General features: G+C 60.4%; 9 protein-coding genes. 7 read left to right on the plus strand and 2 right to left on the minus strand.

Features of this window, described 5'->3' with window-relative positions; all coding sequences use genetic code 11:
- Positions 1–75 precede the first annotated feature (75 nt).
- Together IAE34_RS07010 and IAE34_RS07015 are read right to left on the minus strand one after the other, a co-directional pair.
- Complete coding sequence (locus IAE34_RS07010; RefSeq protein ID WP_200138140.1) at positions 76–5,736, minus strand: RHS repeat domain-containing protein; 5,661 nt, start codon at positions 5,734–5,736, stop codon at positions 76–78.
- The gene (locus IAE34_RS07015; RefSeq protein ID WP_200138141.1) at positions 5,733–12,476 is read right to left on the minus strand and encodes a hypothetical protein; all 6,744 of its coding nucleotides are present in this window, start codon (positions 12,474–12,476) and stop codon (positions 5,733–5,735) included. The genes IAE34_RS07010 and IAE34_RS07015 overlap by 4 nt, the downstream gene beginning before the upstream one ends.
- 348 nt (positions 12,477–12,824) lie before the next feature.
- On the opposite strand from IAE34_RS07015, the gene mdcA reads away from it, so the two are divergent.
- The 7 genes from mdcA to mdcH are packed head-to-tail and all read left to right on the plus strand — an operon-like array spanning position 12,825 to position 18,801.
- On the plus strand, positions 12,825–14,486 hold the full coding sequence (gene mdcA / locus IAE34_RS07020; RefSeq protein ID WP_200138142.1) for a malonate decarboxylase subunit alpha: 1,662 nt from the start codon (positions 12,825–12,827) through the stop codon (positions 14,484–14,486).
- Positions 14,486–15,340 carry a triphosphoribosyl-dephospho-CoA synthase gene (locus tag IAE34_RS07025; protein ID WP_200138143.1) on the plus strand — a complete coding sequence of 285 codons (855 nt, stop codon included), beginning with the start codon at positions 14,486–14,488 and terminating at the stop codon, positions 15,338–15,340. Before mdcA ends, IAE34_RS07025 begins: the two co-directional genes overlap by 1 nt.
- 2 nt (positions 15,341–15,342) lie before the next feature.
- Positions 15,343–15,642 (plus strand): malonate decarboxylase subunit delta, encoded by a 300-nt coding sequence (locus tag IAE34_RS07030; RefSeq protein ID WP_200138144.1) that lies wholly within the window; start codon positions 15,343–15,345, stop codon positions 15,640–15,642.
- On the plus strand, positions 15,635–16,489 hold the full coding sequence (locus tag IAE34_RS07035) for a biotin-independent malonate decarboxylase subunit beta (RefSeq protein WP_200138145.1): 855 nt from the start codon (positions 15,635–15,637) through the stop codon (positions 16,487–16,489). Before IAE34_RS07030 ends, IAE34_RS07035 begins: the two co-directional genes overlap by 8 nt.
- On the plus strand, positions 16,486–17,268 hold the full coding sequence (mdcE, locus tag IAE34_RS07040) for a biotin-independent malonate decarboxylase subunit gamma (protein ID WP_200138146.1): 783 nt from the start codon (positions 16,486–16,488) through the stop codon (positions 17,266–17,268). The genes IAE34_RS07035 and mdcE overlap by 4 nt, the downstream gene beginning before the upstream one ends.
- A 4-nt stretch (positions 17,269–17,272) precedes the next feature.
- Positions 17,273–17,878 (plus strand): malonate decarboxylase holo-ACP synthase, encoded by a 606-nt coding sequence (locus tag IAE34_RS07045; RefSeq protein ID WP_200138147.1) that lies wholly within the window; start codon positions 17,273–17,275, stop codon positions 17,876–17,878.
- Positions 17,875–18,801, plus strand: coding sequence for a malonate decarboxylase subunit epsilon (gene mdcH, locus IAE34_RS07050; RefSeq protein WP_200138148.1), 927 nt, complete (start codon positions 17,875–17,877; stop codon positions 18,799–18,801). Before IAE34_RS07045 ends, mdcH begins: the two co-directional genes overlap by 4 nt.
- The last annotated feature ends 47 nt before the right edge of the window (positions 18,802–18,848 follow it).

Consider the following 18,848-nt stretch of genomic DNA (forward strand, 5'->3'; position numbering starts at 1 on the left):
TGCGCTCAATATAGCCGTCACCATCCCGCATGTGGCGGGGTGGTGACGGTGGACATGGATCAATGCCATGGCTTTCTAGATGTCTACCGGTGGCAGGCTGTGCATTGCCACGTGCGGACTGGCCAACTCCCGCAGAGGAGAAAAGTAACGTGGGACATAGGTATTGTAAGCGTTGTTGTGTTTGGCGAGGTACAAGTAGACAGCGTCCAGACTCTTGCCGGCCTCGTCAGTGATGTGCCGCAGGGCGACAACTGATTCAAACACCTGTTCCGTGAGCTCTTTACCCTCACTCGATGCAGTCACCTGACCCAGAAGCGCCTCATACCGGGACTCCATTTTCGACAATGCTCCGGCATTTCGCTGATGGCCCAGGTGCTCGATCAGGCCATTCAAGTCCCAGATGCCGGCTGCTTCTATGAACCCGGTGGAAGTGACGCTGCCTTCGAAGGCCTTCACCTGTGAATTGGACGTCATCGCAAATTTGCTGGCGAATGAAGACTGACCACCGGTAGCCCCGTGACACATAACCAATCGCACGTTATCGAAGGAGTCTGGGTGCAAGCCTTTTTTGATCAATTCACGGTTCAACCTTTCTGGCCCCCACCATTGGGTAACGACGGATGAGCGTTTTCCCAACGCAATATTCAGTTCCTGCAGTTCGTTTTTCTTGAGCCCTGTTTTCTCAAGATCCGCGAGCAAAGCGTTGGTGCGATCTTCCCAATGGGAGACCCGCAATTCGAATCGGGGGGCGGAGATTGCATGGATAACTTCGCTTCCCCTGGTATGGACGGCGGCGTTCAGACCTACTGGGTCCAGATGACCATAAACGTTCAAGCGCATCTTTGGCGTGGTCATCGGCGTCTTCAGCGTGCGCATGAGGTCCAGATCTTGCCTCGGGATGTCACTGCCGAGCCAGTTCGTACGCGCATCGCCGAACGCTCGATAGGCGTTGGCCTGTTCATCGAACAGCTTATGCACAGTGCTCGCCTGTGCACCCAGTTTGGCATTGACATTCTCAAGTCGCTGTACAGCGCTGGCATGCTTTAAAGCACTATCGTTCACCAATTTCTGATGTATGAACCTGAACATGTTATGCCGTTCGGCAATGTCAGACTTCGCTGCGGCAAGCGCCCAGAGTTTCTTGACATCTTTCTCCTCGCCGAGCATTTTCGCCAGGTTGAACAGCGCTTCCTTCTTGAGAGCGCCCAACGTATTGGCGTCGTCCTGACCCAACGTAGTTCTGAAGTACTGTTCTTGCAATTTACGCACACTTGACTTTTCCCCGGTGATTGGGTGGACCACCTCGTATTCATCCGGGTGCAAGTACCTGACCGCCTCCGCAGCGTCGTCCAAGGCGTTTCTGAAACGACCACCCGGACGTGGTGCGGGCTCGAACATTTCAATGGACTCTATCAGCTCGTCATAGATCTCTTTGCGGTTAGACGGCCGTGAGGCACCAAGCAACTGATCCATGTCAGGCACCTCTGGGCCATGGCCTATGCCAAAATGCCTATCCGCCGCGTTGGGCTGGAAATGGAAGTCTTGATGGGTCCTCATGCCAACCAGCTCTTCATGTACACCTTTGAGTGTCGTCACTTCGTCGAATGCCTGTGCATGCTTCGACTTCAACCGTTTCAACACTTTGTGTTCTTTGGCGATGCTGGCGTGCAAGCGCTTGATTATCGCCGATTGCTCAGTCATCACTTTGGACTGGGCAATCGCTTGGCTACTTTTATGCTGTTTGGCTACCTTGCTGTATTTCTTGGCTGCCTCAGTGATGTCAGCGATTTCAGCGTTATTCCTGGCAATCGTCGCGCCGACGCGATAATGATCCACCGTTGCATACACGCCTCCCGCATTATAAGTATTCGGGCTCAACGCCGAGAAGTCCGTATGTCTACCGCCCCATGTCGTGATCCCTAGCGAGTCTTCGACCAGGTCACCGATATGCCTTGCTTCACCTCCAAGATCAAACGCGTTGTCCAGTTTGCCGGCAAGGCTCGCAGTGCGTGCCTTGCTGGAAGCGGCGCCAATCTCGACGATATCATCGAAGTGGCTGACATAAAGCCCTGACCGGCGCGCCATCTTGAAAACACCCTGAAACTTCACCGCTTTTCGCAACTGGTTGGCTTGGCGCGCAGCCCATTTCAGACCCTGTCCTACCTGCTTGAGCCCGACGAGGGCGACATCTGCAAGGCCTACAGCCAATGCGCCGTATCCTAACTTTCTTGAAAGTCTGGGGTTGCTGTGTCTGGTCGCGAGGCTGCCAATCTCCAGTGCGCTACTGATGACCACTATCGCCAGCAGGAAGATCATCATTGCACCACCCGTCAGCAGTGCGCCAATTACGCCGATCACGGCGAATGCCCCCATCAGCACCCACTCCCACCACGGCGCACGCTCATGCACAGGAGGTGCCGTGTCGCGGATCATTTCATCCAGGTTCGCCAATTGGCTTGCAGCGCCCTGACGACTGATCATGAAGTGACCACTCGGGTCATGCCAGTTGACCGGGTCGCCAGCACAGTAAGCGCGGTCGTTGAGCCCGCCCAGGCCGAATGGACTCCAGGCATCGGGTTGCTGGAAGCGCTTCTCGCCGGGGTCGTAGCTGCGGTATCCGTTGCCCAGGTGGTAGCACCCGGTGATCGGGTCAACCCGTTGCTGATTGAATCCAATCCCTTCGAGCGCGCGCAGTTGCTGGGTGGACGCTTCCCCCCACGGTGAGAAAGTCACGCCCGATCGTGTCCATGTACCGTCTGCTGCCAGGCGATACTGGTCGGCCCCGCCGTCTTGTGGGTCAGCCAGATTGAAAAGCGTTTGGCTGCTGGTGCCGTCGTCCGTCGCGTTCACCACTCGAACGACAAGCCCGGCCTGCTCATCCAGGATCCGTCGCCTGACAACGACCCCGCCCGCATCCTGCCACGTCTCCATGCACAGTTGATCGCCACTGTAGGCCAGCAGCCTGCGCTGCTTTGCACCGTTGTCCCATTGGCCGATCAGGCGATCGTCGGCGTCATACTCATACGTCGTCAGCAGCCCGGTCGAGTCCGATACCGATGCCAATCTGCCGGTGGGTGTATAGGTCAGTGTCTGGCCCCGTTCGTTTTCGGCCAGATTGCCATTGGCGTCGTAGCACAATTGCCGCGTGGTACGAGACGTCTCTTTGCCCGCCTTGTCGAGCAAGGTGATGGTCACACTTTCGCGGCGCGTGGCGTAGTGAGCGTGGTAGTCATAATCGCGAATCTCGACGGTGCCGTCTGCGCGCTGGCTACGGCATCGGGTCAGGTTGGCTAGCAAGTCATATTCGTAGGACTGGCCGGTCAGCACGTTGCCGTCGCTGTCATGGGCCTGGTCACTTTCGTTGGTAACGATCGTCCAGTTCAGCAGCCATCCCCGCAGTGAGTCGTAAGCGTAGGTTTGGCGGCTGGATGGCTGAGCCTCCCCGTTCCGGTAGACGGCTTTACTCAACAGTTGGCCGGTTGCAGACCACTCAAGTTCATGCCGGATCAGCCCGTTGTTCGCAAGGCGATACTCCCTCGATATCTCACGCCCGAAGATGTCGTAGGCGCGATTCATCTCAAGATCGCAGTCCGCAGTTGCACCTTTCACCATCAGTTGCTTGATCTCACCTCGAGCCGTGTAGTCGTAGAGATATTCCATGCCGTCGCGTTTAACCCGGCGCACCAGGCCATTGTTATCGTGCCAGCACTGACCTGCTACCGTGTTGGCGTGGTAGACCTTGTCGACCTCACCGCGCAGACTGTGTTGAGCAAGTCGCCGATGGCTCGCCCCCCGAGCCTGTTGGCGAACGCTGTAGGTGCCCAGGAGCGCTGCCGAGTCGATGATTTCCTCGTTCTGGCCCTGATGCTCGCCATCTTCGTGACGCTCCTTGCTGATCGCCCGAGCGATCAGTGTGCGCTTGAAACTGACCAGTAAAGTCCGCTTGAGTGCTTTGCCTTTGCGCGCAGGATACTCGGCATAGAAGTCGACGCGCGTGCCATCTGCGCTGGCTTCGCTGATGATTTTCGAGCTGTCCGGCAGTAGGGTGGCATGCTCCTCGTACTGATACTGCAGTGCGCCTTCATTGGCCACCTCCGCGCGTGTCATGCCCGTGACCTGATCGCCCTGCAATCCTTGCCCCTTGAGGGTCTGGCTGCCCAGAACGCGCACTTGGTCGCCCTTGCGGACAGTCAACTTGGTCGGAGTTTTCGCATAACCCTGATAGTCGTATTCGACAGTCATACCGTCGGGGCACGCCTGCTTGGTCTTGCGGCCAAGCGTGTCATAGCCCATGCGCCAGCTACGGGTGGGCGCCGCTGGCCTGCCGCCATCTGCCTTGCCAACCGTCTCAGTCCGCTCGACGACTCGGCCTAGTGCGTCCAGTTTCTGGTGTATGTCGACGTGGCTGGTATTGGTCTCACTTTCAGCGCCAGACCACCGTTGCTGAAGCTGACTGAAACCGCCATCGGCGTGGCTGGTCAAGGTTTGCCGCACAGTCGCGCGGGTATCCCTGGTGATGCTGCCCAGCGTTCGCTCGGTGATTTGCGACAGGTTGCCAGCCGCATCGGTCGATGTGCTGGACATCTCACCTTGCCAGAACCAATCCTTCAAACCGGCAGGCAGCTGCAGGTTGGACTGCCGGCGGCGCAGTCCACCTGGCAGGTAGTCATACAGGTTCTGTTCAGCGATGTTGCCACGGGCGTCATAGCGCACTTGCTGAATCAGACAGTAATTGTGCGCACTGTGATCGGCGCCAGGGTAGCGCTGCAGCTCACGGCGAACCGGCCGCTGCAGCCCGTCATAGAGCGTCCTTCCACAACGGCCGTCTGGACCGGTGACAGTCACCCACGTGCCGTTATCCGTTTCCTCGCGACGCACGCCATGGCCCTCGTCATGGCTTTCGGCACCCTGCGTGAAGGTCACGGCGTCATAGTCTGTGAGGTAGCTCAGGGCTTTGCGCTTTCTAGCGTCGTAGACATGAGTCACGGCAGTGATTGGGCGGCCCAGTTCATCCTGACTGGATTCACGCAGTAGCAGACCACTCAGTGCGCTGCGCACCTGTTGCGACAGTACCGGGGTGAGCTCACGGCCGTCCTCGGTCAGCGTGGTCGTGGTGCAGGTACGATGAGTCAGGTTTTCGGCGTCATAACTGAAGGCATCAGTGAGCATGTGCGTGACGCGTGTGCTGTTGTCCTTGTACCAGCAGGTAACGGTTTGCTGCGACCCGCTATTGGCGGGCAGTCGGGTGTTTTGTTGCAAAGTGATCCTCAACCCATCGGCATCTTTGGCCTGGCTGACAGTCCAGGGAGCGGTGGAGACGTCGACGGTGATGTTTTCCAGGGTAAGCGCCGTGTTCGGGGTCAGAACTCCCTTATCGTCAAGGGTTGCCAGGTGGTAACCGAACAACGTTACCCGCGCGAACAATCTGCTGCCGTCAGGCGCGAGCGTGCATTGAGCCAGCCCTAGAAGAGGCGGGTTGCGTTCATCGGGAAGCGTTGGGCAAGAGAGCTTCAGTACTTGGTCAAGCGCCGTTTCATCGTCCATCTTGAAGCCGCTCAGCAAGCTGTCGAGTGCGGGCACTCCGTCGCTGCGATCACCGCCGTCAGAAGCAGCTGCAATTGGGTAATAACAGCTGTAGGTATCGTTTTGATCGCTACTGCAACGTACGACGAGGCCCAAGCCGCTGTACTCGAATACTGATTGTTCCTTGACGACCGGCATTTTTTCATTGCTCATGATTGCGGCTCCCTGGCGGCCTGCTCGCTTATGTCTTCATAGGTAATTTCTGTAGCAATCGGTTGGCTCAAAAGGAGGCTCTTGATGCGATCATCCGTGGCCTCGGTACTGGTCGGATAGGTATTGGTAGTGGTACGGCGAAGACTTCCGGGGGTCTCCTCCACGATTGCCACCGGCACTTCCATACCATTTCGCACACCCCAGATACGCTGTGTGAACGGAGCGCCGGGTGACGCATGAACTTCCAGTGTTTCGGTCGACGTGAAACTGCTGTCGCCAAAGCGCGGATCCTGGTCGTATGCCGACCAGTGCCACCGGTGGCTGATGGTTTCCTGTCCTGCACCAGGCACCACGGTGTGGCGCACCACACGGGGTAGGGGAGTGGACAGGTCCGCGTCCCTGGGGCTCAGGCGCGCTACCCTATGAGTGAACATGCCCAAGCCCGGGCTGGCATCCTGCATGTCGGGTTTCTGCCGCGAGACCTGCGGCTCGTAACTGACAACCTCCAGAGAACCGTCTTCTTCACGGATGGAACAGAGCACTCGGTCAAGGGCCTGATCGTTCTGGTAGCCGTAATGCACCTGCTGGACCACAGCAGAATGCTCATCGGCTCTGCGCACGAGGGTCCTGAGCAGACAGTCCTCGATGGCCAGGGTGACCTCATAGGCTTCGGCCGTACCCGGCCAGATCGCGAAAGTACTCGAGTAACGCCCACTGCTGACGGGCTGTTCATGGGCCGCCCGCACAAGACAGCGCTCGCCACTGTGAACACTCAGCAAGCGAACATGGCCCTTCCAGCCCTGCCATTTCAGGCCAAGGCTGCCACCCTGGGGAGAGGTAATGTTCTTGGTGGTGAGGATGAATGCCTTGCGCGATACATCGCGCAGGTTTTCTTCGATAGCCGTGCGGGAAGCTTTGAAGCTTTCGCTTTGCTCGTCGGTGATGTCTTCGTTGTCGATCCAGTGTGTCAGGTTAGCCTTGACAGTGTTCAGGCGAGACTCGATCGCTTTGCGGTATGACTCGCTCGCCTCTTCTCCATCGTGTGTTTCAGGTTTGGCCAAAACCTCTACACGATGGGAAAGGTAGGTAATGGTCACGCTGCTGAGGCAGGTAAGCTTCTCGTCAAGGTCGCCATCGGCAACGCCCTGACTGAGTTGGCAAAAACCTTTGTCCAGCACCTGTTGGGGTGTCTTGCACAGTTGGTAGATCTCGGCAGCTGAGAGCTGGATGGTCTGGCCAGTACCCAGCGTGAGCAAGCGCAGCCGGTTGTCGAACGATGAGAAACGAAATGCCCAACCGTCACCCAGTGCGCCCTCGTTGGCACGCCGTGCCGAATAGTGAATGTTCAGCTCAAGCACGGGTCCCAGGCCTTCGACCCCCTGCACGGTGGCAATCGGGTAGTGGGCGTGGAACAAGCCGGTGCGAGGGTCGACGCCGTTTTCCACCACCCCGCTGACGTCGTAAACCTCGGACTGCGTGGTGTTGCTGTAGTCGGCGCACAGCGTGTCTTGTGGCTTGAAGACCTGGCCGCGCAGTGGGGGCAGGATGCTTACCTGTCTGGGTGAGTGGTTGAGCACGCTATCGGTAGTGAAGTATGTCGATGCCAGTGGCACCGGCGTGGTTACCGGGTCGACTGGCCAGGCGGGGGAGTCAGGAAGGTACAGGCCAACGCTCAGGCAGTTGTCGGGTGTGACCTGGCAGAACAACAGGCGAACACCTGCCTTGAAAACCTCAGGTAGCAAACGTAGCGTGAACACCATCGGCGATTCGGGGGTGGTCAGCAGTGCAGACAGCTCCCTGCCACTGCACTGCAGCGGTGCCAATGAACGTATCTTGCCATCGAAGTGGATCAGCCAACGTGAAGGCTCATGCAGACGTTGCCCTTCATCCAGATTGAGGCGGTATTGCAGGGCTTCCTGAAGTGTGCCGGCATCCAGTTTTTCGAGCATTGTACGAAGCGCAGTATCGGCATGGAGCTTTGGCAGTGTTAGCAGGCTGTCGTACAGGCTACTTCCAGAGGTCATGCGTCTTTTCAAGTTGAAGATTACGTCATCCCGCGCAAGGTTACTGGGAAGGCTGCTCAACTCGACCAGGTTCGTGATCACGGATTTCTCGGCCTTGATGGCAGAAGTCCGGTAGGGCGATTCGAATACGTGCATCGGAGTGGTTGCTGTCCATGTGACCAAATCTGGAATGCCTGCGAGCAAACTGCCCTGTTGGAGCAGGATATCCTGGACAAGACAGGGATCGCTGAAGCCCGGCGTCGAGACGGGTGACGGCTCAGGCGCGTTGTCACTGTGTTTCAAGTAATTGATCGTGAGGCGTCCCGAACCCTGTCGGAGCCAGATTTTGGAGGTATCAGGCTCGGTGAAGTCCCAGATGGCGTGTGCGGGGGAGTCTTTACTCACTGCGATGAAGTCCAACTGTTGTTTCATCGCCTGGCAGAACAACGCATTGTAAAAGCCCTGCAGCCAGCTGCGCTTGTCCGTCACACTTCCGTCAGCGGCAGGAACATAGGCTACGCGCTCAAAAACGTTGGCGTTCGATTCCAGCGTGATGGCGGTAGCGGGTGTCTTGTACCACTCCCCTATAAGAGCAGGGGTGGAACCTTCAGTGGTTAGCGCTTCGCTGAATTGAGTACTCAACATCGCCGGATCAAGGGCCACGAGCACATCCGAAGAGCTATTGCTGAAGCTGATTTTATGGGGCTTGTCTGGGTCGGGAACAGCGATCAGGACGCCTTGGCCCCAGGGCTTGCTGTTCAGTAGGGCAGTTAGCGCGGGCGCCCATTGCAGGGGTTCCTTGTTGGCTGCTGTACCCACGAACTTGACAGGCGACCCCGATGCAGGTTTTCCAGTGCTGGCGTCGCTGGCGTGAATGAGGTATTCCTTCCCTTCCTTCATGATGCCTGCATAGTCATGGATAACAGGCCACTGGCCTTCAGGCATCACCGGGCCTTGCGGCGTAACGCTGACGACCATTTCCATGTCTGCTTGCCGTGGAATCCACAGCTGCCATTTTGCAAAGTCACTGTCTGCGCCATCCCATCGATTGGCCCCGGGCTTGCTTGCGGCAATAGCACAGTAGACTGGGCCGTGTGCCCGAAGACTGTGGTACAACCCGCGGCACCAACTGGCTTTGTCATGTGCCTGACCGGTGATTTCCGGGGTATATGCCAGATATTCCGCGATCGTTTGCGTCCGGCGGTCCTTGAAAAGGATATCGACGGCGCTGAAGGGAGCCCGGTAGAGCGATGACAGCAGCAGCGGCTGCCCGTCATCCGCCAGCACTGCTTGCCAATCCAGTGCTTGAACCTGAGGGCCATCGAACCAGATTCTCAGTGGCAGGTTGGGCGTCCACCAGACGCCCGAGGTTTCGCCTTCGTCAAGATGGCCGACGCCGGGCGCATCGACCTTGCCCAATCTAAGATAATCGGCAAGCGGCGACTGCATCAACGCCTTGGCCAACGCGGCTGGCCATGAAGTCTGGATGCATGACTGCGGGTCTGGACTGAAAATCAAAGGCGAGCCGGGCATCGGGGTGCCCGTGACAGGGTCGTGAACATGTAGCGTGAGGCGCTGGCCTTTTTCAAAAGGTGCTTGTGCACTGAACGTAGTGTATTTCTGCCAGTAGAGCGGCTCGATCGTCACTGACAGGTTGGACTCTTGAGGAACCCAGATACCATTACCGCTTGCATAGGGTATGACCCAGGCCGATGGCCCGAACAACCGCCCTGCTTTGAGCCATTCACTGCGGGAATTGATGAAGTGCCCTAGCGCTTGCGGCCACTGGTGGGCCTCCAGGCAGTCGTCTTGCGCAGTGAACAGATGAGTCTCGAGCAAACGCTGGCTGGTGGCGTCACGTACCTGTAAATGCAGACGGGTATCCGGCAGCAAATCCGTGCTCGGTAAAGTTAGAGCACACGCTAGGTTGGCCATGAATGGCGCAGTGCTGGAGACGCGCACATCGTCGCCGTAGCTCCACAAGCGATTGACGGCATCGCGCTGATCGCCATCCAGGGCGGCGAAGGCATTGCTGTCCGGCGTGTCACTGGCGATCTTCAACACCCCAGTGGCATCGGCACCTATCTGCAGGCGCGCCCCACGCTGTGCCAGCGTGGCGTTTACTTGCTCAGCCAGCGCCTTGGGCCATCGATCGCGGTGATGGTTTTCCTGCGTGGCGCGAAGACTGACCTTTTCCACCACCGCGCCTTCCTGGATCAACTGGGCAAACACATGGAGCGTTTCGCCGATTGCAAGTGACCTGTCTGCCAGTAGATAACAAGAACTGGTCCAGCTACCACTTGCGCTGGGACGGGTGGCGTAGTCAAAACCAACTGTGTTGGGCAACCAGTCATCCAGCGAGGTATCCGGCGTTCCAGACCAGTTGAACAGCAATGGGGCAGGGGGCAAAGCCCAGCCGGGCAGTGCCGAATTCAGAAATTCGGGCAGGTTGGCTTGACGGTCTATCAGTGTGTCGTAGATCGACAGCTGAATGGATTCAAGACCCCAGTTAGCCTCTATCAATGCATAGAGCTGCGCCGGTAGTGTCTGCTGAACGTTGGCCACGATCTGACCGCCATGAGTGTAGCCAGGTAGCTCAGTTCGATTCTCGTGCAGTTGCACTGAGCTTTCATCATCATTGATATAAACGTTGAGCAGCGCAATCCCGTTGCAACGAAGCGCTGGGCTGTCGCTCGGCCAAACAGCAGGCAACACGAGTAGATGCTTCAACGCCTCGTCCGCAGCATTGTCTTGACCAGTAAGAATGAGCAAAACGGATTGAAGGCTATTGCCAGCGCAGAAGACCGGGGTTTCCAACGCAAGCATTTTGAAGCCTGCATCCGGGGCGGGCAGTAGGATCGTTTCCCCCTGATGCTCGAAGGTAAGGTATTGGGTGCCGTGCAACGTGGCACTGACCCAGGCATCACGGTTCGGTAGTTGGTGTGCCAGCGAACACAGCGTGGCTGATGCATGATGATCGGAAACGCCATTCTCGCCAGCTACACGAAAAGTAAATTGCCGATTGCCTGGGTCAGCCAAGGACAGCACACCCATCCAGGCTTCGCGATAGGCCGCAAGGTCCACCGTGCTCAGGTCAAGATCAAGCGCCGGTTGTGAGGTGAACCGGGAATCACCCAGATTTTGCGAATCGCTCAAGCAGGTGCGGCGAACGAGGATGGCCATCCCCTGCTCGGCGAGCGGGATCACATATTCATAGACTTGGCTTTGCACCGAATGCTGTGAAAACTGATCGCTCAATGTATTTGCGGATTCGGCAATGCCCAACACAGAGGCGCGGGCAAGACCCAGCCAATGGTCAGTGTCCGAGCCGGGGCGATCATCGCCACTCAAGCTCAATTGCAGAAGCAATGCAGTCGGCAAGGACAGTGTCCATGCCTTTTTATCGAGCTTCGATGTGCGCGGTTTATCCTTGTCGTGAATGGCGTGTTCGACCTGGATATTGCTCGCGATGCTGTCGGCAAGCGCCTCGATCCGAGCCAGGAGGTTGTCTTCGCCAGGGGCGTAGGGTAATTCGCACGCCCAACTGCGAACGACCCCTCGGCTGATCTTGTCTCGTAATTCGAACTTGACCTGCCGTGAGCCAGTACCGTCCCCAGGCGCAGGGGAGACGGCGTCCATCAAATCGGCGAGTGTCGCGTCGGTACCGTCCGCCTTCTGCAGAGCGCAGGACCACGCTGCTACCTTGTCGACCTCCTCGAATCCGCCAATGAACACACGCAGCGGTTTGTCGGCATGCCAGAAGTCGACAGAGGCTTCGCTGTCGATATCACCATCGACCGACGTTCGAGTGCCCAAACGCAAAACATTGCCAAGGGGCGATGCTGCGAGCTTCGCCCTGACTAGCCTAGGCCATTTGTCGTGGGTAGAGTCGTCACCGAAGCTGAACGACAGCGGTGATCCAGGCACATGAGTGCCAGTGCTGTCGTCGTACACCTGGAACACGCGTAACGTTTTGCTCCATTTGTCATTGAGTGGAATGCCGGTGTTACAGGCTATCCACCTTTCACCTTGATCATCGGAAAGGCCAGCAACCTGACTCAGCTTCAACTCAAGTTCCAGGGCACTGGGCAGGGAGAGCGTCCACTGTTTCTTGTCACTTTTTGATGAAACGGCTTTACCGCAGTCGTGAATGACGTGAGTGATTTGAATATGCTTGCTGATGCTGCTGACCAGCTCGTCGACCCGGGTGAGCAGATTGTCTGCGTCAGCCTTGTAGTTCAGCTCGCACTCCCAGTGATGCAGGTCGCGATGATTCGACTTGTCCCGCAAGGCCAGGCGAACCCTGCGCTTGCCCGTGCCGCCAGCGGGGGCATGAACGAATGCTTCCATCATCTGCGCCAGCGTTGCATCAGTGCCGTCGGCCCTGCGCAGCGCGCACGACCAAGTCGCCGCTTTATCGGTTTCCTCGAACCCACCGATGTTGATCCTCAATGGTATGGAGGCGCGCCAGAAGTCAACGGTCTTCTCAGCATCGATATCACCATCCACCGCGGTTTCGGTCCCCAGCCGTAGGTAGTTGCCCAACGGCGAGGCTGCGAGTTTCGCGCGGACCAGCGCAGGCCATTTGTCCTGAGTACTGTCATCACCGAAGCTGAATGACATTGGCGATCCAGGAACGTGAGCACCGGTGGCAGCGTCGAGGACGGTGAACGAGCGTACCGCCTTGCTCCACTTGTCGTTGAGCGGGATGCCGGTGTTGCACCTTTGCCAAGCCATGGGAGCACTCCTTTGGATTCGTGAAGAGCATCAGTTAATGGCGGGCGAGGCAGATCCTCAACTAGCAAAAATGCCAGGCTTGCGAGTGGTGGGGAGGGTGGACTGGCTAATGCATACTCGCTTGGATGAGCTCGGCGGCCTGATTGGCGGGGCCGATCACTTGCACTGAACATTGCATTGGGATGCCGCCGGCCACCGGCCTAATCAAGGGAAACCGGACGAAGGTGCATTGCGGCATAGGGACATCCATTAACCTGAGAGTAACGATCACCGAGCGCCGTTGATTGATCGGATCGTGAAGCCAGCCTTAAATCGACTCCACGAAAGCGCATCCGTGGAGTTTGAACAATGACAACAACGACCTCCCCCCCGCCGCAATGGTCGCGGCGGCGCAGCGAAAAGCAGCGCCGGCTCGAGCAGGTGCGAGACCTTGTCGATGGCGTGGTGTTGCCCAGCGAGCGGATCGTCGAAGCCCTCGAACGCCTTGTCGCCCCCGGTGACCGGGTGGTGCTCGAAGGCAACAACCAGAAGCAGGCCGACTTTCTCTCGCGCTCACTGGCCAAGGCTGACCCTGGCCGGTTGCATGACCTGCACATGATCATGCCGAGCGTCAGCCGCGCCGAGCACCTCGACCTGTTCGAGCGCGGCATCGCCCGCAAGCTCGATTTTTCCTTCGCCGGCCCGCAGAGCCTGCGCATCGGCCAGTTGCTGGAAGACGGCCTGCTCGAAGTCGGCGCCATTCACACCTATATCGAGCTGTACTCGCGCCTGCTGGTAGACCTGATCCCCAATGTCGCCCTGGTGGCGGGCTTCGTGGCTGACCGTGAGGGCAATATCTACACCGGCGCCAGCACCGAAGACACGCCGGCGCTGGTCGAACCCACGGCGTTCAGCGATGGCATCGTCATCGTCCAGGTCAACCAGTTGGTGGATGACGTGCGCGACCTGCCGCGGGTGGATATCCCGGCATCCTGGGTCGACTTCGTGGTGGTCGCCGACAAGCCGTTCTACATCGAACCGCTGTTCACCCGCGACCCACGCCATATCAAGCCCGTGCATGTGCTGATGGCAATGATGGCCATCCGTGGCATCTACGAAAAGCACAATGTGCAGTCGCTCAACCACGGCATTGGATTCAACACCGCGGCCATCGAACTGATCCTGCCGACCTATGGCGAGTCACTGGGGCTCAAGGGCAAAATCTGCCGCAACTGGACGCTCAACCCACACCCGACGTTGATTCCCGCGATCGAAACCGGCTGGGTGCAAAGCGTGCATTGCTTCGGTACCGAACTGGGCATGGAAGACTACATCTCACAGCGCCCGGATGTGTTCTTCACCGGCCGCGATGGCTCGATGCGCTCGAACCGGATGATGTGCCAATTGGCCGGGCAGTACGCGGTCGACCTGTTCATCGGCGCTACCCTGCAGGTCGACGGCGATGGCCATTCCTCGACTGTCACCCGTGGCCGCCTGGCCGGTTTCGGTGGCGCACCGAACATGGGCCACGACCCGCGCGGGCGTCGCCATGCCACACCGGCATGGCTCGACATGACCACCCCGGTGACCCTGCTCGAACGCGGTCGCAAGCTGGTGGTGCAGATGGTCGAGACCTTCCAGGAAGGCGGTAAACCGACTTTCGTCGAGACCCTCGATGCCGTGGACGTCGCGAAAAAGGCCGGCATGCCGCTGGCGCCGGTGATGATCTACGGCGACGACGTTACTCATTTGCTCACCGAAGAAGGCATTGCCTACCTGTACAAGGCGCGCACGCTCGAGGAGCGCCAGGCGATGATCGCGGCGGTTGCCGGCGTGACCAGCATCGGCTTGCGCCATGACCCGAAGGACACTGCGCGCCTGCGTCGCGAAGGGCTGATCGCCTTGCCCGAAGACCTCGGCATCCACCGCAATCAGGCTTCACGATCGCTGCTGGCGGCCAAGAGCATCGCCGAGCTGGTCGATTGGTCCGGCGGCCTGTACAACCCGCCCGCACGCTTCAGGAGCTGGTGATGACTGCATCCCTTCAGATTCACAGACCGCTGCCGCTGTCGCACCAGCTGGCTGACCTGGCCGTCGAAGCGCTGATCGACGAAGCCGAGCTGTCGCCCAAGCCTGCCCTGGTCGATCGCCGTGGCAGTGGTGCCCACAGTGATCTGCACCTTGGCCTGATGCACGCTTCGGCGCTGTCGCTGTGGCCCTGCTTCAAAGACATGGCCGACGCGGCCATGCGCCACGGCGAGGTTGGCCAACCTCTGCGCGAAGCCCTCGGCCGCATCGGCCGGGAAGGCGAAGCGGCCATGAACGTCACCACGGCGGGTATCAACACTCACCGAGGTGCCATCTGGGCGCTGGGCCTGCTGGTCGCGGCCCATGCGCTCGAGCCAGACGAGCGCGACGCTGCATCGATTGCCGCACGGGCAGGGCGCATTGCCCTGATCGACGACCGCCACGCACCGCAGCGACACGACAGCCATGGTCTGCAGGTACAGCGCCGCTTCGGCGTGCGCGGGGCTCGTGAAGAAGCTCAGCTGGGCTTTCCGACGGTCATCACCCAGGGCTTGCCGCAATTGGCCAGAAGCCGCGCTGATGGCAGTGGCGAGCAGCATGCGCGTCTGGATGCCTTGCTGGCGATCATGAGCCAGTTGCCCGACACCTGTGTGCTGTGGCGCGCAGGCCTGGACGGCCTGCAGGCGATGCACCAAGGTGCACGCCAGGTGCTCGCCAGCGGTGGCAGCGCCACCTTGGACGGCCGCCGTGCGCTGCGGCAACTGGACACGCGCCTGCTGGCGCTGAACGCTTCACCGGGCGGCGCGGCGGATCTGCTGGCGGCCTGCCTGCTGCTCGATAACTTCGGGAGCCGTTGAGCATGGAAACCTTGTCTTTCACATTTCCTGCCGGTGCGCCGGCAAATCACCGTGCACTGGTCGGTTGTGTCGGTTCCGGCGACCTTGAGGTGATGCTCGAACCGGGCACCCGTGGCGAGCTGAACATCCAGGTAGTGACCTCGGTCAATGGCAGCGCGCCGCGCTGGGAGCAGCTGTTTCAGCGCCTGTTCGCCGACCAAGAGCTGCCTGCCATGAACATCGAGATCCATGATTTCGGCGCCACCCCAGGTGTCGTGAGGCTGCGGCTGGAACAAGGCTTCGAGGAGATCCGCCATGACTGATGTCGCCCGTTTGCTGCAGGCTTGCAGTTTCGTCGAACTGAGCGCCCGCGAGCGGGCCCGCGCCTTACTGGACACTGGCAGCTTTCGCGAGCTGCTCGGGCCCTTCGACCGGATGATGTCGCCGTGGCTGGCGCAGCAGGGCATCGTGCCCCAAGCGGACGACGGCGTGGTCATCGCCAAGGGCAGCCTCAATGGCCAGCCCCTGCTGGTGGCGGCCATCGAAGGCGTGTTCCAGGGCGGCAGCATGGGCGAAGTCGGCGGCGCCAAAATCGCCGGAGCGCTCGAGCTGGCCGTCGAAGACAACCGCAACGGCATTCCCACTGCCGCCGTGCTGCTGCTGGAAACCGGCGGCGTGCGGTTGCAGGAAGCCAACCTGGGCCTTGCCGCCATCGCTGAAATCCAGGCGGCGATCGTCGAGCTGCGTCAGCACCAGCCGGTGATTGGCCTGATCGCAGGCTCGGTCGGTTGCTTTGGCGGCATGTCGATTGCCGCCGGGCTGTGCAGCCGGTTGATCGTCACCCGCGAAGCCCGTCTGGGCCTGAATGGGCCGCAGGTCATCGAGCAGGAAGCCGGCATCGACGAATACGACTCCCGCGACCGGCCGTTCATCTGGAGCCTGACCGGCGGCGAGCAACGTCATGCGTGCGGCCTTGCCGACGCCTACGTACCGGACGACCTGGCTCAGGTGCGAGAAGCCCTGGTGGCGCAATTGGCGGCAGGCGAACCGGAATTGCCGCGCAGCCGTCGCCATGCCGACTTCCTGGCAATGCTGGGTACGTTGGGCACTGAGTGTGCGCAAGTGGACGCTGCCCTGACGCGGGCGCTGTATCGAGGAGAACTGCAATGAGCCGTGGTCTTGATTGGCTTCGGGCGTTGGCCCAAGGCCGCGAGCTGCCGGGCTATCCTGCCTCGGTGAAAGTCATCGACGGCGAATTGGGCGACCGCCCTACGCGCTTCATCGCCGTAGTGCCGGATGCGCAGAATCCCTTTCCACGGGCGCGCGATGGCGAGGTCGGCCTGCTCGAAGGTTGGGGCCTGGCCAAGGCTGTCGATGAGGCGATCCAGGCTGACCAGGGCGGCACGCCGCGGGTGCTGGTCGCCGTCGTCGATGTGCCCAGCCAGGCCTATGGCCGCCGCGAAGAAGCACTGGGTATCCATCAAGCGCTGGCCGGCGCGGTGGAGGCCTATGCCCGGGCGCGACTGGCCGGCCATGCGCTGATCGGGCTGCTGGTGGGCAAGGCCATGTCCGGCGCGTTTCTCGCCCACGGCTATCAGGCTCAGCGGTTGATCGCACTGGATGATCAAGGGGTGATGGTGCATGCCATGGGCAAGGCGGCAGCTGCGCGGATCACCCTGCGCAGTGTCGAGGAACTGGAAGCCCTGGCTGCGAAGGTACCGCCCATGGCCTACGACATCGCCAGCTATGCCTCGCTTGGCCTGCTCTGGGAGCGGGTCGAGGTGGAGGCAGTCGAGCAGCCGACAGCCGCCGATGTCGGCAAGGTTCGCGACGTGCTGGTCAGCGCCGTGCAGGACATCGGCAACAGCACCGATCTGCGTGGGCGTCTTGGCGCGCCGAACCGGGCGATGTCAGCGCGGGTCCGGCAGCTGCTGCGCGAGCAATGGTGAGGCCATGGACGCACACGACCTGCTGTGGGGCATGACCCAGGACCAGTTACCGTTAGACGCGCCCGAGTGGGCGCGGCGGGTGCTCCTGGCCGCTCGGCCAGTGGTGGTGCGCCGTGCTGTGATCGGTGCAGGGCGAGTAGCGGTCGGCGTGCGTGGTGGCCAGCGCAGCGATCGCCTGGCGGCTGAAATGCCAGTCGCTTCGATCCAGCGCCGGTGCCGCCCCGAGCAGTTGCGTGGTGGGGGGAGGGCGCAGGTGCCTGCGTTGCAGGCACTGCACGCTGTCACACCGCTCATGGACAGCCTCGGCCTGCCCTGGGGGCCGACCGGCGGCGTGGGCTACCAGTTGGCGACCGGTGTCGCGGTTCTGCACCAGGGCAGCGATCTGGATCTGCTGTTGCGTACACCCGCCGCCTTGAGTCGCGTCGAGGCGAAAGCGCTGCTCCAGGCATTGGGCACAGCCCCTTGCCGCATCGACCTGCAGCTGGAAACCCCATTCGGCGCCGTCGCGTTGGCCGAGTGGGCCGGCGCCTCCAAGCGGGTACTGCTTAAAAGCCGCCACGGCGCCTGCCTGGTCAGCAACCCGTGGTCGGCATTGGAACTCTCGGCATGAGCAGCCTGTTCGCCTTTCCCGGCCAAGGCGCGCAGCGGCCTGGCATGCTTCAGCAGTTGCCGGATGCCGCCATCGTTCGCACCTGCCTGGAGGAAGCCAGCGACGTGCTCCAGCAATCGCTATTGCAGCTCGATACCGCGCAGTCACTGGCCTCCACTCGCGCCGTGCAGCTGTGTCTGCTGATAGTCGGGGTCGCCCATGCACGATGGTTGCTGGCGCGCAGCCCAGCGCCGGACTACGTTGCCGGCCTGTCGATTGGCGCGTACCCGGCGGCCGTCATCGCCGGCGCCTTGAGCTTTGCCGATGCGCTGCGGCTGGTGGCGTTGCGCGGCGAGCTGATGCAACAGGCCTACCCCGAGGGTTACGGCATGACCGCGATCATCGGTCTGGATCAAGCTACGCTCGAACGCCTGCTCCAGGCCTCGGCGCAGCCGCTGTATCTGGCCAACATCAACGCCGACAATCAGTTCGTGATCGCCGGCAGTGATGCCGCCATGGCCGCACTTGGCAGCCAGGCACTGGCGTTGGGTGCCGGCGCGTGCAAACGCCTGGCGATGAGCGTGCCCTCCCACTGCGCGTTGCTCGCTGCACCTGCCGCCGAACTGGCAGCCGCCTTCGTCGACGTACCGCTCAAGCGCCCGCAACTGGGTTACCTGAGCAGCACCAGCGCTCGCCCACTGCATGACCCCGAAGCCTTGCGCCGCGACCTGGCGCTGAACATGTGCCGTACCGTCGACTGGTACGGCACGCTGTGCAACGCCTACGAGCGCGGCGTACGCCTGCTGATCGAACTGCCTCCCGGCACAGTGCTCAGCGGACTGGCGCGGCGTGTATTCGACTCCGGTACGGTGATCGCCTGCCAAAGCGCCCGCGCCGACACCATGGACACCCTGTTGCGGCGGGAGGTGAACACCACACACTGACGGCCCGCATTTCGAAGAACAACAACAAACAACTTCGATTCAACGTG

Source organism: Pseudomonas sp. S30, assembly GCF_016518545.1.
GTDB lineage: Bacteria > Pseudomonadota > Gammaproteobacteria > Pseudomonadales > Pseudomonadaceae > Aquipseudomonas.

What these genes read in the sequence shown, in the direction of transcription:
- IAE34_RS07030 (WP_200138144.1), top strand. Translation starts at nt 15,343, where the DNA reads ATGGAAACCTTGTCTTTCACATTTCCTGCCGGTGCGCCGGCAAATCAC.
- IAE34_RS07045 (WP_200138147.1), top strand. Translation starts at nt 17,273, where the DNA reads ATGGACGCACACGACCTGCTGTGGGGCATGACCCAGGACCAGTTACCG.
- mdcA (WP_200138142.1), top strand. Translation starts at nt 12,825, where the DNA reads ATGACAACAACGACCTCCCCCCCGCCGCAATGGTCGCGGCGGCGCAGC.
- IAE34_RS07025 (WP_200138143.1), top strand. Translation starts at nt 14,486, where the DNA reads ATGACTGCATCCCTTCAGATTCACAGACCGCTGCCGCTGTCGCACCAG.
- IAE34_RS07010 (WP_200138140.1), bottom strand. Translation starts at nt 5,736, where the DNA reads ATGAGCAATGAAAAAATGCCGGTCGTCAAGGAACAATCAGTATTCGAG.
- IAE34_RS07015 (WP_200138141.1), bottom strand. Translation starts at nt 12,476, where the DNA reads ATGGCTTGGCAAAGGTGCAACACCGGCATCCCGCTCAACGACAAGTGG.
- mdcH (WP_200138148.1), top strand. Translation starts at nt 17,875, where the DNA reads ATGAGCAGCCTGTTCGCCTTTCCCGGCCAAGGCGCGCAGCGGCCTGGC.
- mdcE (WP_200138146.1), top strand. Translation starts at nt 16,486, where the DNA reads ATGAGCCGTGGTCTTGATTGGCTTCGGGCGTTGGCCCAAGGCCGCGAG.
- IAE34_RS07035 (WP_200138145.1), top strand. Translation starts at nt 15,635, where the DNA reads ATGACTGATGTCGCCCGTTTGCTGCAGGCTTGCAGTTTCGTCGAACTG.